The sequence below is a fragment of the Bradyrhizobium sp. LA6.8 genome, assembly GCF_040547935.1.
In the GTDB taxonomy this organism is placed as follows: Bacteria; Pseudomonadota; Alphaproteobacteria; order Rhizobiales; family Xanthobacteraceae; genus Bradyrhizobium; species Bradyrhizobium barranii.
In genome coordinates this window covers 56,782-71,161 of sequence record NZ_JBEPQQ010000009.1, presented here as the reverse complement: position 1 = coordinate 71,161, position 14,380 = coordinate 56,782, and the positions used below count along the sequence as shown (strand labels likewise).

Genomic DNA, 14,380 nt, shown 5'->3' with positions numbered 1-14,380 from the left:
CAAAGCGGTCGCCGGCCCCGCGCGCCAGAGCTTGTCGCCGACGATCGGCCGATCCCTGGACACGGAAGCCGTCGGCGATCAGGCAGCACTTGCTCGACTGTGCGCCGTCGCGCGGCACGGTCTGGTTCTCATGCCAGTGGCGCCCGCCGACCGGCGGGGTTATCGTTGTTGCTCTGATTCGCGCCTTCCGAAAATTTGGAACCAAAGCTGGATGCGCGCGTTGCGGTGCCGCTTGACGGGCCGTTCCAACCCGCCCCGGCAGCAAAGTCACGGTGCGGTCCTGCCTTGCACAAGGCCGGGCCGCGCGCCGTACGAGCAAAGAATTTGCAACGACAAAAGGGGGCACATTTGGCCGCCGATCTGGTTTTCAGAATTGCAATTGTCGGGCTGTTTCTGTTTTCAGCGGTGCTCGCTTCCATGCTGTGGCTGAACGTCTGAGCCTCGACGTGCAAGCCTCGACGCGTGAGCCTCGACGAATGAGTCTCGTCCTGCCGTTAGGAACGGCCGGTCCATGGTGGCGTTTTGCTCTTCCATGAGGGAGGAAACGCGATGGACAATCTGACGAAGCGCGGGCAACCGGACCGCAGCAAGATCAACATGCACGAGGCCCACGAGGTCAAGTACTGGACGCACGCGCTCGGCATATCGAAGGAGGAGCTGCAAAAGGCCGTCGACAAGGTCGGCAATTCGGCCGCCGCGGTCCGCAAGGAATTGGCGACGTAACGCATCCGACGCAGGCGCGCGGAGGCGCGTGCTGCTACTTGACGCTGACGAACATGCCCCAGGCGGCGGCCAGCGCGCCGCCGGTGAAGACGACCACCGGGTTGTCGCAGAACGTGCTGCCATAGCTGCACACGTTCGCACCGAACTGGCCGAGCTCGTGATGGCTCGCGGAGTAGAACAGTCCCGACAGCACCAGCAATGCGGCGGCGACGTAATACATCGACGGAATCTCCAGCTTGCCCATGCGCCCTCGCAAGGGACATGTCCCAGCATGGCGCGGAGGGATTTCATTCCGCCGAATCCGCTTCGCCGCATTTGGATAAAGTTTGACCTGTTGGGCAAACGATGCCGTGATGCAGAAAATGAACGCGGCTCGAGCCTGTTACTCATAAATCCGCGATGTCCGCTTCGCCCCCAAGAGCGGCGCAGAAGCGGACGTTCCATGAGGTCCGGGAAGGGCCATAAGGTGACGTAGCAGGATGGTGAGCACGAAAGAGGCCGCCAACTGAGGCGGCCTTACTCACTCTTAAATTCCGCAATCTTTCGATCTTGACACCATAGCTCTACGTCGCACCCGTCAGCTAAGGATCTGGCGCGTTTCTTGGCTTCGGTTTCGTCCTCACACATTAGATCGATGCGAACCTCGATATGTCCGTCGAGGCCCATAATATATGCGCGGTACTCTTGCTTCTGCTGCCCGTCCAATGCTTGAAGCCCGTATTTTGAGTTACTGCGTGTTTACGTACACTCGCGTTCGCAAATCGTTCGATGAGTCGAATTCATTGATCTATTCCTCGGTTGGCCTGAGACGGCCTTATTCCTCCGGGGGTTGTAGGCCCGGCGACGTTAGCCATCCGTCTATATGAGAAACGGTTTCGAGCTGGCGCAGTTTGAGTTCGAGAAGATCACGCTGCGGTCCTGGCGGCGTATTTTTCAGTTCCGCTATGATGCGGGCTCTTTCCACGTCCAGATTGTCGTCAATGTGGGATTGTGAGCGTCGTCCCATGGCACTCTCCTTTCCCTGCGTGAATTGGGCGGGAGCGCAACCGGCGTTCTCATCACCGATCAAAGCACGGTGCCGAGCGGTGAGAGAACCAGTGTGCACCCGGAACCAGAGCGACGCCAGAACAAAAGTTAACCCAGTAAACGTCTGCCGGGGTCAGAAGCCGACTTCGGGCCATCGGCCGGGATGCGGCTGCTATGGGCCTTGGCGGATGACGCGGCCGAGAAGGCACGTGGTGAGACGAGGAAGATCGAGCGGCTGCATACCTGACAAGATTAGCGGAAAAGCCGCCGCCGGGTTGAGCGCGGCGACGGCTTCTTCTTTACGCGCTCAGACGGCCGCGACTACCCGTCGCGTCGCATGAAGGAAACGGTTAGCGGGCGCTGCGACGCCATCAATTGGATGACGCTCCTGTTTGCGCAATTCATCGACTAGACGTTCGAGGTACTGCGGCAGAGGCGAGGCTTCGAGAGATAAGTTCTGTTGCAATCTGTCACCCACCTCGTCACAGATCGACCGGGCAGTCTTATGATCGATGTGGTCCGATATTCTGCTGGTCGGTTCCATATCGCGACCTTTCGATTAGGCCCCACGATTAACTCAAGTTACAGGGATGCGAAAATGTTTCGCGCACCTTCGAAGAATGCCGATGGCTTCATTGAATGGAACGAAGACACTGTGCGTCAGGCCGATTGCCCTTGTCAGCGCTGATACCTGCAACCCGCCGAGTTAGTGAAACTTGGCGCGCGACTTTCAACACTCAGAATGTCCGTTCCGGGTCAAAACCGGCCATACTCTGATTGAGCAAAGAATTTCTGCTTAGACCCCAAAAGCCGACGTCTGCTCCTTTATGAGTACCCGCCCTGGTTCAAAGGCCCGCACGTCAGCGAAGCAATCTTGCCGGGCGCATTGAAGGTGAGGACTGCGCTCACGACGCCATCGCACGCTTTATAGGAAATGGCTGCTCCGCCCTCGGACGGACGGAGATCGTCCAGATGCGAAGCGGGATAATCCCTGAGACGGTCGACCCAATAGGCGCGCAGGCCTTGCCGGGTCGAAATCGTCTTCAGGCCGTCGCAGGCGCAATGGACGATCGCGTCATCGGCATACATTCCCAAAATCGTTTCGATGTCGCCGGCGCGGTAGGCATCAAGCCAGTCAACCGCAGCGGCGGGTCAAAGGACATGTTTCCTACCTACGTACCGTTATGGACTCGGGGTTTAGGACTGGCCTGATGAACTCGACGTGAAGATCTCCGCTCGGCTATTTTGGATTTCCGGAACGGATTGGGAACGTTAGCGTTCCGCCAAATGAACACTCGGGCGCCGACCTGAAAGTTAACATTTGGCAAGGAACTCCAACACCGCAATGCTATTGTCCATTCATCGCAGAACGGCCCGTGGCTTTTATCTGTGATGAGAACGCCACTTGCGCTCCCGCCTTCCTCTCATGGAAAGGAGCGCGCCATGGCTGAGCGGCGTCGTTTCAAGCAGATCGAATCCCTCGAAGAACGTCTTGCCGCGGAAGCCGGTCGCCTGCGCGAGCAGGCTAAGACTACTCTCCCAGGTATCGAGCGAGAGCATCTACTGCAGAGGATACGCCAGTGCGAGACTGGCTCGCACATGAGCGAGTGGCTAAATTCACCCGGCTTGCAGCCGCCGAAGTGACAGGCCTGCGCAGGTGGACTCGCGAGGAGGAGCGGCAGTTATTGGAGCTTCGCGCTTCAGGCCTACGGTTGGCCGCAGTGGCCAGAAAGATTGGTAGGACTGAGGCAGCCGTTATCGGCCATCTCGCAATAATGAAAGCGAGGCAAGAAGCCACGAAATAGTAAGGCCGCCTCAGTTGGCGGCCTTTTGCGGCGACTTCCGTCTCCTTTGCGGTGCACGCGAGAGGGCGGTTAGCTCTGGAGTTATCCGCCCGCCGTTCAGTGTCCTGATCCGCCTTCGCTGGTGTCAAAGCAAAGGGCCGCTGTTTTGGCAGCGGCCCCTCATGCTTCCGGGTTTCAATAATTCCGAAATGAAAATGCTCTAACCAGCTCCCCGGGTTGCTATTTTTTCCCGGTTAACAAATCCTTGCCATAACAAATGTGAACCAGATCGGTAAATTTCCCAGTGTCCTGATCTGCCAGCAATCCGCATGAACTCAAGATCTCCCGCATTGACTATTTGTTCATGATTTGTTCTTATCGTGCCATCGTCAGATGGAGATGGGCCGTGGACAACCGCATCAATGAAATCCGCAACATCGTCAGAGCGTTACGCGTCAGCATGCGAGAGGCCGAGGCCATCATGCACGAGCAGATCAATCGCGACGAGGACTGCACCTTCGTGGCGGAAGAGATCATGAAGATGCGCGTCGTGATGAGCGGCCTGGTTCAGGAGCGGACGCGGCTCGGCGACAGCGAGCCTATTCTCGTGCGCAGCCTCTTCGTTCCGCGCCGGCCGCCGACAACGCCGCGGACTGGTCTTGCCAGGCGCCGCCTCGTACCGCACGGAATTGAGCAGCAACGGGGCCACGCACGCCCGTGATCATGGATGGACAATCTCAGGCGGTTTCCGGCGCCGTGGGTCATGATCGCGGAAGAGGAGTGCTTCCGAGTCAAGGACGCGAACGGCTTCACGATCTGCTGCGTTCTTCATCGCGATGATCTGCACTCGTGGGGCTACCAATATGCCCACCAGTATCTATCGCGCGACGAGGCGCGACGGATCGCAACGGCAATCTCGCGATTGCCGGAGCTGTTGAAGCGTCCTCAGTATTGAGCTGTTCGCTTTGCCAGGTCCCCTTTGGAACTTCTTGCTCCAAACTGGAATTAGTTTTGTGGTCGGCCCACCGCCGATGGCCGGCCTGGAATGGCGGCTCCGGCGCCCCCAGCCCCCCGTCCCGCGCCGGGGCCGTTTTCACGAGTTAGGGCTGGGACAAAAACACCGGCGGCATCGCCGCCAGACGTTCAGCAGGCACCTGTAGATCGTTTTCCGGAGATCGTTTTGGGTCTCGACGAAACACGCCTGAAACATTGCTGAAACCAGATTGTCCTGAACGCCGCGCCCGTTGGCCCCGACCAACGGAGCGAGAAGGAGACAAGTCATGATCCAGGTCGGTTCGAAGGAAGAAGTCGCGTTTCTGCTGGCGCTGTTCGGCACGCACACCCAGCCGGTCAAGCGGCCGAAGCCGAAATCGCAGCAACGCTGAAGGCTGAGCCATGCCCGGTTTGGCCGATTGCCAGAGCCTCTTGCGTCTCTTGATCGCAAGGGGCGATCCGAGGGCCATTCCGCTCGCCAAAGGCGCCATCGATCAATACCTGAACACCGCGCCGGCCAGCCTACGCGGGCGCGGCCTGCGCGTGCTCCAGCGCGACGCGCTCGACCAGCACGGTGCCGCGGTCGGGGTGCAGCGCTCCTTCGCGGAGACGGTGGACGCCTATATCGAGCGCAAGCTTGCGGAGGAGTGACACCTTCCGATGCGGCGGCTGGGGCAGCGTGGCTGCCGGTCAGGCTGCGACGGGTGGCGTAGCTTGCTTCAACAGCCCGATCTTCCGGTCGAGATGCCAGACCTCGACGTTGCCCCGGCGCGTGAACTGTTGTGCGACGCGAAGCGCGGATGCATCGGAGTCAGCCTCGAATGCTTCGGCGGAGCGAAACACGCCGTTCTCGCCGACCAGATAGGCGCGGTATTGCCGGGTCATGTCGGCGGCCTCAGGCCGGGCGAATGCAGCCAGGACTCGATCTGGATGGCCGTCTCGTCCTGTCGCGCCCGGCGCAGCAGGATCTCACGGCGGCGTCCCGGCGCAAGCACCTGGGCCTCCTCGCGAAGGCGTGCGGCCTCGTCTGCGAGCCGCTCGTGGAGAGTTTTGGACTGTTTAACCCGACGCCGCTTCAGCATGACACTGCTCCCTCGTCAGAGTGGGCGGGAGCGCAACTGGCGTTCTCATCACCGACCGATGCCAAGTGCCGTGCGGTGATATTTCAACTCTACGCCTCGGGCCGAGGAGAGTCTGTATCATTTGTTAATTGGTTCGAAGAATCTCTCGGGCGTCATCGCAGCTCGGTTTGAGCAGTTTTATTCCTATCGCGTGCAGGTAGTTCCTAAGTTCACTATTGAACGGAAGTGGCGTCGGCGATTGAAGGTCTATCCTCCTTGTCTGCGCCCCGCGCCACGATTTTCAGCGCTTGATCTGACAAAGGCCGTTGGAGCGCCTTAGCCTCGTCCCATGGCGCCCGCAGCCAAACATCTCGTTCTTCGGCCGTCGTCAGGATCGCCGGCATTGCCTTTGGATGAATGGGCTCGACAACGGCATTCGGCGCCGTCGTGAGAAAACCATAGACCTGATGAGGTCCAGGCACGGGCTTTGACTTCGTACCGCGATCGCCCTTGAAAGTTGTCCAGATACCGGCGAACGCGAACAGCGGCCGCGTCTCGTCTATCGCAAACCACACGACGTCTTTCTTCTTTGTTTCCGGATTCGGCTCAGGCGCATACTCAGCAAAACTGTTGACGGGCACGAGACAGCGATGCTCCGGCTTGAGCCATGCGCGCCAGTGCGGCGACGAGGTGTTGCGGATGTTGGTGACGGGCGGGCCGGGCTTGCTCGGTGGTGGCGGCATGCCCCAACGCATCATCACAATCTCCCGTTCGCCCCCGCCTGCGTCGCGAATGACCGGTGCCGGGTAATCCGGAAATACGCCCGGCATTGGTGGCAAGTTGCCCTCGTAGCGACGGACCACACGGAAGAGCCCGGCGATGGCGGCCTGATTGGTGGTGATCGAATACAGATTGCACATGGAGACCATTATTCCTTACCGCTCGCCCGGCCAAAGGTAATTTCGAGTGAGGGGGGTCGCTAGTCGTAATGATGTCTGTATTCACATCAATGGGCAAACAGACGTCAGGTTGGCCTGTGCATTAAGGGCCAATCCCGGACATTGCTTAGGGGCCACAGTGTCTTCGTGTGACGCCACCTGTTTCCCGGATGCGTCAGGTGACGTAGAATGCCACTGCCCCTTGAAGCGGGACGTGCCGAAATCACCGTCCGGGCAAACGAGCAGCACTTGTGCCGTCGGCAAGCACGCTCTCTTAGAGACCGTTCTTTTTTCGGTTTCGTACCACCGTTCACCACGAACTTTGCGCGCTGCTTATGCGGCGGCTCGTTCGGTAACGTCGGGAGAAAGCGATGAGCAAGATCGATCGAAGGTCCGCTCTGGGAATCGCGTTGACTGCAGTTTCGGCTGCCATGGTCAAGCCAGCCGCCGCTCAAGCCACAAGCTACAAGGATACGACGCCTTGGCCAGGTGTCGTGGTGCGTGAATATGAAGGCGAAACACCATCCTTGATCCCAGGTTTTAAGACCGTCTCAATGCGCGATATCATTATGCAGCCGGGGGCGAAGACCATGGGGCCCCCGATGATGAATGCCATGATCTGCCATATCACCGAAGGGGAGCTTCGGCTTGAGCAGGACGGAAAGACCTTTACGGGCAAGAAGAATTTTGTCTGGACCTGCAACAAGGAAACAAAAGAACAGGCGTTCAACGATGGGAATGTGGTCGCGATTATGCGGATCACCGACTTGAAGGCTTAACGCTCGTTTCTTCGCAAGAGATCGATTGTGGGGTGCGGATGGTGCATGCGACAACGCGCCATCCGCGTGCAGGACCGCCTCGGTCAATCGCATCGATCAGCGACCGTGTCGCCTATGTCCGGTCTGCCCAACACAGCGCACTTCTGTGACTGCTCGAGTGCCGACGGGCTCGCCAGTTTCGGGTACCCCGACTACAAATCTAACGCAGGACCTTGAAGCAGAGTGAACCGTGTGCCAACGCGCGGGCCGCGACCGCGCTTTGCGGCAAGGCAGAAGTGATGTAACTTCTCTTGCGAGCTGCCATGAGGACGTGCCGACAGTCCTGTACTCGCCAATTATCTTAGCGGCAGCGCTGATGCCGTCGGCGGGCAAATTCCTAGACCTGTAATCTCTGGTCTGTTCAATCGCAGTCAAAACCGAGGCGCGAATGACGTGCACACCGCGTGATGTGCGCGTGAAGGAAAATGCCGCATTTCACATCAGGAGCTTACAATGGATCGGAAAACCTTTCTGGTCGGCATTATCGCCGCCGCATGCCTTGTTGCAACCTCTACACTAATGCCGGGCACCGGGCACGCCCAAGCGGATCCGAGAGTAACGAAATCGATGGAAACCTTAAAAGCCATGACGGCGAAATTAGGAGCCCCCAAGCTCGAAGGAAGGGAAGCTGTTGGGGGTAAAGACGCACCAGCTCTGTATTTCGGCACGACTAAGATCAATAACAATTTCGACATCGTCGACGCGGTTGGAAGCGAGGACGGCAAAGGGATGACGGCCACGCTGTTTGCAAAAGACGGAGGCGAATACGTCCGAGTATCCACAAGTGTGCCAAAACCCGATGGAAGCGGCCGAGCAGTTGGCACCGTCCTAGCCGGGCCAGCGCTTGAATCGATCAAGGCGGGGAAGAGCCATTACGGCGAGGTGCCTATACTGGGTACGCCCTACATAACCGGATATGAACCGATCAAGGACAGTACGGGCGCCGAAATCGGCATCTATTACGTCGGCTACAAGAAGTAGTTGAGAGCCATAAGAAATCGTCTGGCAACACTGGACGCGCGGCCGTAGCTGTCGAGGTCCGAGTTGGGTCAAAATCGGCAATACTCTGGTTGAGCAGAGAATTTCTGCTCAAATCCCAAAAACCGACCTCGCCGATTTGCCGGTTGGAATGACGGCGCCGGCGCGACCCGCACCCGGAGCCGCTTTGGCGTCTTTGACACGTCGGGCAACACACTGGCATAATACTATCATTGAGACGATTTCGTTCGTACCCGCGCCGGAGATTCATCCGCCGCGGGTTTTTTATTCTCGATCCAGGACCGGATATGATTGCAAAGGGGTTTTTCAGATGACCGAATTGGTGAACAAGCGTTCTGAAGTGGCGTTGGCGAGGGAGGCGGCTCGCAGAACTTTGAAGCAGCGGACGATGACGGAACCGATCGCAATGAAGACATGCAGGCCCAGTTGAAAAAGTTCCGCAGGGATGCTGCCGAGTGCGCCTTGATCCGTGATCTGGAGCGAACTCACCAAGCCGATGGGCGGCAGGCGATCAATTCTCACCCCAATGCAGTGGAGAGTAATTCGCACGTCTCGACCGGATGTCAACGAACGCTTCATTCGGGCGGCCAGAAACCCGGCGACGATCAGGGGGCTTATGAGCACCAAGACACTTGCGCACGTTAAAGGGGTGATTTTTGAGCGACCCGCTGAGGTCGTGCCTGGCAGCGATATCCCGCTTTACATACCCGAAGACGGTGACTTCGAGTGGCTGTCCAGCTTCGCACCACGTAACCTCCAACAGGACACTCGCAACGATATTGTTGCCGACCTGTGGGTCGAGCTTGCAGGACGTCGCGTCAGCCGAGTTGGCGTGAGGTACTCGCCCGCCGCCGCACTGGTCGCAGGGCGCGGTCCTGCACATCATGCGAGGCCAGCGGGTTTTCTTTGCCGTTTTCTGGCTTGAAAGAGTTTCCCGTACGAGGCCGCATATAGGTGCCGGGACGGGGCTCAACTTGAGAAACTCTAAGGCCGCTCGACCAGGGTCTTTCGCGGTCGACCAAGCTTCGGACGGGGGGGCCTGGCCTTGGGTTCAGTCGACGGCACGACCTCCAGCCTGACCCGGAAAGTCTCAAAGAGACTTAGGACCCGGCTTAGCTGCGGATCGACGGTTCCTCCGAACGTCTTGTAAACCGTCGTCCGCATAATGCCGAGTTCGCGCGCGAGCGAGGTGACGTTCTGCGATTTGACGACGGTGCTCAGCTCCCGGATGGTGTCAGTCGGATCGTCGAAAGCGAAGGCTTGACTGAGCCGTGTAGCGATCGCGCTCGGGCTGGCGATCCTGGACGCAGGCGTAACCCGGGCCTTTACGTTCAGCGCTTCGAGCAGCCTAAGAACCCGGCTGAGCTGCGGGTCGATTCGACCGCCAAACGTCCTATAGAGGGTGTCGCGTCGAAGGCCCGCGTCCCGTGCCAGGATCTGTACGTTATGAGCTCGCGTGACGAGGCTGAGCGCCGTCTTAGCCTTTAGTATCTCATTTTCTTCAAAGTTATCAGATAGATAGATGGCGATAGCCGCTGGATTGTCGCGGACTAAATTGGCCATGTCTTCTTCGTTGCCAGCCAGCATTTCCAGAGCGTTTGTCCGTCACTGTGGCCTTCCAGCTACAGCATTATCGGCCAATACGTCTAGATTACCTCACAGACATCGACGACGCTTCCACTTGGGGTAATTTTGACAATGAAAAAGACTTTGCTCGCTCTCGCCGCGGTTGTGGCGATGACCGGTTCGGCCTCGGCCGCTGACCTGGCTGCCCGTCCCTATGTGAAGGCTCCGATGCCGGCGCCGGTCGCCAATTGGACCGGCTTTTACATTTTCGGCGGTGGCGGTGGCGGCCTCTCGAATGCTGACCAGAGCGTTGTGGATACGGTTTCCGGTACGCCGCTGACGATCACCCAGCGCCAGGGCGGCTCGGGCTGGTTCGGCACCGTGGGCGCCGGTTACGACTGGCAGTTCAGCGGCACCTGGGTCGCTGGCGTGTTCGCTGACGGTCAGTTCGGCAGCATCCGCGCCACCATCCAGGATCCGCTCAATCAGATCACGGGCTCCCAGAAGCTCGAGACGTCGTGGGCCGCTGGTGTGCGCCTCGGCTGGCTGGCCGCCCCGAACGTTCTCACCTACGTCAACGGCGGTTACTCGGGCGCCCACTTCGGCCAGACCAACTTCACGGACCTCGCCGGCGTTCCCGTCGGTGCCCACCTCAACAGCTACAACCGCAACGGTTGGTTCATCGGTGGCGGCGTCGAGAATAGCCTGAACTTCTTCGGCATCAGCTCGCCCGGCTGGTTCATGAAGACCGAATATCGTTCGGCCTTCTACAACGCCAAGACCCAGGACGAGCTGTTCGACGTCGGCAACGTTCCGGTCGGCAACAGCATCCGCGCCAACAGCTGGAACCAGACGATCTCGACCTCGCTGGTCTACCGCTTCAACTGGACCGGTCCGGTCGTCGCGAAGTACTGATCTGAACTGAACCAAAATTCAGACGTCAAAGCCCCGGCATCGCCGGGGCTTTTTCGTTTGTCCTGAACGCTCGTGCAACACGAAGTGCGATGGGATCCAGGCAAACGCCTAGTGCTGGAATATGCAAAATGACCTGCACGATCACATTGAATGCCGAATTACGCTCGCCCGGACCTCCGCGGCGGGCTTTGTCGTTTCGGCCGGTAATGAAGGTCGGGGGTGCTTTCGGCCTCGGCTACGTTGCCGGCGGCTGTGGCTGAGCGTTCTTGGAAGCTTCGGCGCGACGGGCGATTTCGACGAAGAGCTTTGGCTGCGTTCGCAGGAGAATACATGAGCACTGACCGACAGAAGCCGCGCCAACCGCGGATTGAGCCAGATCCCCCAGCTCAAGGCATTGCGGAATTGACCGGTCGGCCGCGCTGGATGGCCGACGCGCTTGCATACAGACCACAGAGCCCGGCTCTAGACGTCGGCTCGCCGGGTGAAACGGCTGCATTGGAGGGCAACGCGACCGGTTCGGTGGGCTTGGCGTCTCTCTAGTGCAAGTCTCAAAAGTCCCTGAAAACACTGGCGATCACTACAATATGGTAGGGGGCGTACCCCCCCAAAAGGTCAAGTCGAGGCAAGCCCAATTGATGTGACCGTTGTGACAGTGCTGTGACCACAATTTGCCGACGCACGCGCGGCATGGGGGAAACTTGCAAGCGTCAACCTATCTGATGCCCCCACAAAAAAATCCGTCATTCTTCGCAAGTTTAAGTTGGCGCACGTCCCAGCGTGTACTTGTCGGACACAGGAGAGCTCGTGCATGAATCCGAATCTTACTCCTGTTACTTCATACGTGATCGACAACGTGCACCACGCGCACGACGAAGTATGCGAGAGGACGGACCTCGTCGAGCGCGAAGGCGAAATAGATCAGTTCTCAGTTGGTGCGCCTGAAGACATCGCGTTCGATCCACCCAGCATGAACGTGCGAAATGTTGAGGCAGCCCTATCGGTCATGAAAGTCGATCCGGCCAAGGTAAAATGAGTAGCGTCCCAATAAAGCCAATGGCCTGCGTGATACGTTGGGCACGTTTGGTCGCAGAGATAATCGACCGGTTTGAGCAAGTCGACCCTTCCGGGATACTTAGACTGCACACGGGCGAGCATTGCATTGATGGCTGCGCCCGCCGCTACCGCGTTCACCTTTGACATGGGCGAACATGGAGGAGGTGGCACATGAGGCAGCGGCCCTTGAAGTAACCGCGGCCGATTGATCTCGCAGCCGGCGGGAACTTGGGCGCCCACAATCATTACACGCCGAACAGGCGTTAACACGCGTAGCGTCTCAGAAAGGGCCGCTTCGAGCTTGGCGAACGATCCAGCATCGTTCGGCCACATGCCTGGTTGGTCGTAATCGATGCCCGCATCGTCATAGGTTTCCCACCGCTGGATGAATATCAGCGGGCGCGTTTGGGTCTCAAGTTGAGCGATTTGCTCATCGCGACCCCGAAGACAATCCACGCGTCGTCGCGATCGGATGGCTGCTCCTTTGACAATCGGGCATCCGGCAGTGCCAACGTACTGAAGGTTTCCACCTAGGCTCTCGACTAACGGCAACATTGCCGCCACGTACATTTCAGCATGGGAGTCTCCAGCCAAGTCAACAATCGGTAGGCCCGGCGGCCAAACGACTTGATCAGTAGTGGGAGAACTGTCGAGCCTTCCATCCGCCAAAACCGACTCAGGCACCCGCCATGCAAAGCCCTTCAGAATGAATGTTGCGTGAGTCAGAATCGCAAATGCCAGAATAGCCGCGCTGAATTTCATCAATGTCTTAAGCGGCGCTCCAGAGGCTGCGCCTCCAGCAACGATGAAGCGACGTTCCACGAAATAGTACATGCTGGTAGCGACGAAAAGCATCGTTACAAGCATGACTATATTGCCTCCAGCAGTGTCGGCCGCCTCACCAAAGATGAAGCGCGAGTAGAAAATGATCGGCCAGTGGCAAAGATAGAGTGAATACGAGATTGTTCCGATGGCGGTTAGCGCCTGAGAGCGTAGAGCGCGAGAAACGAAGGTTGTATCTCCGGTCCAAATCACAGCAGCAGCGCCAAGGCATGGGATCACAACGAGCAATTCTTGCCGTGACGTGTCTGGCTGCAGCAAAAGGGCACTGGACAAGATCACAGCGAAGCCAGCCGCCGAAAGCAATTCACGGACCGATTGGCGGCGTGGCGTTTGACCGGCGAAAAGCACCAAGGCGCCACAACCGAACTCGAACATGCGAAACGGCATCAAGAAGAAAACGGCAGAGCTGTCGATGGGGCCAACCCATATCGTGGCCAAGAAGGATGCAAGCGACAACAGGACGATTGCCGATCTTATGCATCCAACGCGCGCCGCGGCGATCAGGAGTGCGGGCCAAATAAGATAGAACTGCTCTTCAAGCGACAGCGACCAACAGTGAAGCAGAGCGAGTTCGTCCGACTTCGCTGCGAAGTAATGGCTTGCTTCTCTCCAATATTGGATGTTTGCGATCGACAGCAGCGCATGCGTGCACTCCTTCGCAATATCGAGAAACAGTAGAGGCGCCGTCCATAATGCGCCCGACAGGTACGTCATAAGCACCGTGAAGATCAGGGCTGGATAGATGCGCCTCGTTCGTCGCAAGTAGAACGCGCTGAAGGAGAAGCGACCGCCAGCGTCGTCCACGAGGATATTGCGAGTGATCAAGTAGCCGGAGATGACGAAAAAGACGTCGACTCCGACGAAGCCGCCCTGAAAGCCCGGTACTTTCAAGTGAAACAGCAGAACGCTCAGGACAGCAATCGCTCGAAGTTGAACGATTTCCCTGCGAAAGCTCGTCCCCTCCGAACCTATCATCTCCAATGAGGCCACCAGAAGCTGCAACGTTTCCAAATATTTCTACTGGATTGCAGTCTAATACCTGAGAGGATTTCAGGGTGTAAACCTCAATTTTGGCTTCTAATAAAGGTAGCCGTCCTACCCGCCGAACAGCGATCTAGACGAACAGCTACGGCCAATCCCGCTATTGGGGTCTAACTCTAGGGGAAAAAGGCAAAAGACAGATGCACGAGGGAGTGGACAGGGCGCTAGGCCCCGCCCTTTCTTAGGTTCTCGCTTCGCCACAGCGGTTGGAGGTTGCTGAAGTGGCATAGCGCGATCAATTCGCTTAGTGTTTGCGCCGACGAAAGCGGCCTGATATGATCGACTTCCCATTGCCGATACCTCTCCCAACGCATTCCCGTACGAAACTGACCAGCGATATGATCGCGTAATTCGGTATGGTCGCAGCCGACCGCATAAGCGGGGCTGACGCGGCCCCTCAGAGCCATGCCAGTCCGTCTCAGCGTATTGCGGTGCATCCTGAACGACGGATCTCTGAAGCCTCTCAGCGCCTCTCGCTGGCGTGCCTTCTCATTGGTGACGTTGTCGCGATAGCGCGTGAGAAGCTGCGCAACAGTGATTGTATTGAGAGATCGTACGTCGTTGGGGATCAAAGTCCGATCTAACTCGGCTTCGATCTGCCGTGCCCAACGTTGTGCATC

16 protein-coding genes are annotated in these 14,380 nt (G+C 58.2%); 7 read left to right on the top strand and 9 right to left on the bottom strand.

Annotated elements, in window-relative coordinates; all coding sequences use genetic code 11:
- The first annotated feature begins 549 nt into the window (after nt 1-549).
- Entirely contained in the window at nt 550-723 is a 174-nt protein-coding gene (locus ABIA90_RS34490) for a DUF3606 domain-containing protein (protein WP_071911790.1), read from the top strand.
- Between the two features lie 34 nt (nt 724-757).
- Here ABIA90_RS34490 and ABIA90_RS34485 read toward each other — a convergent pair whose 3' ends face one another.
- From ABIA90_RS34485 to ABIA90_RS34475, 3 genes are all read right to left on the bottom strand, one after another.
- Nucleotides 758-943, bottom strand: coding sequence for a hypothetical protein (locus ABIA90_RS34485; RefSeq protein ID WP_028153023.1), 186 nt, complete (start codon nt 941-943; stop codon nt 758-760).
- Between the two features lie 594 nt (nt 944-1,537).
- A complete protein-coding gene (locus ABIA90_RS34480) occupies nt 1,538-1,729 on the bottom strand; it encodes a hypothetical protein (protein WP_155795049.1) in 192 nt (63 codons plus the stop codon).
- Between the two features lie 845 nt (nt 1,730-2,574).
- A complete protein-coding gene (locus ABIA90_RS34475; protein ID WP_354120440.1) occupies nt 2,575-2,838 on the bottom strand; it encodes a nuclear transport factor 2 family protein in 264 nt (87 codons plus the stop codon).
- Between the two features lie 354 nt (nt 2,839-3,192).
- Between ABIA90_RS34475 and ABIA90_RS34470 the strand changes: the two genes are divergently transcribed.
- The 3 genes from ABIA90_RS34470 to ABIA90_RS34460 all read left to right on the top strand — a co-directional run bounded on the left by ABIA90_RS34470 (nt 3,193) and on the right by ABIA90_RS34460 (nt 5,177).
- Nucleotides 3,193-3,393 (top strand): hypothetical protein, encoded by a 201-nt coding sequence (locus tag ABIA90_RS34470; RefSeq protein WP_085405745.1) that lies wholly within the window; start codon nt 3,193-3,195, stop codon nt 3,391-3,393.
- Nucleotides 3,394-3,939: 546 nt separating this feature from the next.
- Nucleotides 3,940-4,254, top strand: a complete 315-nt coding sequence (locus ABIA90_RS34465) for a hypothetical protein (protein WP_354120441.1) — start codon at nt 3,940-3,942, stop codon at nt 4,252-4,254.
- A gap of 674 nt (nt 4,255-4,928) precedes the next feature.
- A complete protein-coding gene (locus ABIA90_RS34460; RefSeq protein ID WP_014493719.1) occupies nt 4,929-5,177 on the top strand; it encodes a hypothetical protein in 249 nt (82 codons plus the stop codon).
- Nucleotides 5,178-5,216: 39 nt separating this feature from the next.
- Here the strand turns inward: ABIA90_RS34460 and ABIA90_RS34455 are convergent, their stop codons facing one another.
- From ABIA90_RS34455 to ABIA90_RS34445, 3 genes are all read right to left on the bottom strand, one after another.
- On the bottom strand, nt 5,217-5,411 hold the full coding sequence (locus ABIA90_RS34455) for a hypothetical protein (protein WP_071911797.1): 195 nt from the start codon (nt 5,409-5,411) through the stop codon (nt 5,217-5,219).
- The gene (locus ABIA90_RS34450; RefSeq protein WP_247303285.1) at nt 5,408-5,608 is read right to left on the bottom strand and encodes a hypothetical protein; all 201 of its coding nucleotides are present in this window, start codon (nt 5,606-5,608) and stop codon (nt 5,408-5,410) included. Before ABIA90_RS34450 ends, ABIA90_RS34455 begins: the two co-directional genes overlap by 4 nt.
- 212 nt (nt 5,609-5,820) lie before the next feature.
- Complete coding sequence (locus tag ABIA90_RS34445) at nt 5,821-6,507, bottom strand: SOS response-associated peptidase (protein ID WP_208089509.1); 687 nt, start codon at nt 6,505-6,507, stop codon at nt 5,821-5,823.
- 389 nt (nt 6,508-6,896) lie between these two features.
- Here ABIA90_RS34445 and ABIA90_RS34440 point away from each other — a divergent pair, with 389 nt between their 5' ends.
- Together ABIA90_RS34440 and ABIA90_RS34435 are read left to right on the top strand one after the other, a co-directional pair.
- Complete coding sequence (locus ABIA90_RS34440; protein WP_354120442.1) at nt 6,897-7,304, top strand: hypothetical protein; 408 nt, start codon at nt 6,897-6,899, stop codon at nt 7,302-7,304.
- A gap of 492 nt (nt 7,305-7,796) precedes the next feature.
- A complete protein-coding gene (locus ABIA90_RS34435) occupies nt 7,797-8,324 on the top strand; it encodes a Cache 3/Cache 2 fusion domain-containing protein (RefSeq protein WP_354120443.1) in 528 nt (175 codons plus the stop codon).
- 324 nt (nt 8,325-8,648) lie between these two features.
- Here ABIA90_RS34435 and ABIA90_RS34430 read toward each other — a convergent pair whose 3' ends face one another.
- The gene (locus ABIA90_RS34430) at nt 8,649-8,921 is read right to left on the bottom strand and encodes a hypothetical protein (RefSeq protein ID WP_155795050.1); all 273 of its coding nucleotides are present in this window, start codon (nt 8,919-8,921) and stop codon (nt 8,649-8,651) included.
- A gap of 405 nt (nt 8,922-9,326) precedes the next feature.
- The gene (locus ABIA90_RS34425; RefSeq protein WP_071911807.1) at nt 9,327-9,929 is read right to left on the bottom strand and encodes a helix-turn-helix domain-containing transcriptional regulator; all 603 of its coding nucleotides are present in this window, start codon (nt 9,927-9,929) and stop codon (nt 9,327-9,329) included.
- Nucleotides 9,930-10,040: 111 nt separating this feature from the next.
- Between ABIA90_RS34425 and ABIA90_RS34420 the strand changes: the two genes are divergently transcribed.
- Entirely contained in the window at nt 10,041-10,823 is a 783-nt protein-coding gene (locus ABIA90_RS34420; RefSeq protein ID WP_071911808.1) for an outer membrane protein, read from the top strand.
- Between the two features lie 918 nt (nt 10,824-11,741).
- Here the strand turns inward: ABIA90_RS34420 and ABIA90_RS34415 are convergent.
- Complete coding sequence (locus ABIA90_RS34415) at nt 11,742-13,730, bottom strand: acyltransferase family protein (protein ID WP_354120444.1); 1,989 nt, start codon at nt 13,728-13,730, stop codon at nt 11,742-11,744.
- Nucleotides 13,731-14,380: the final 650 nt, after the last annotated feature.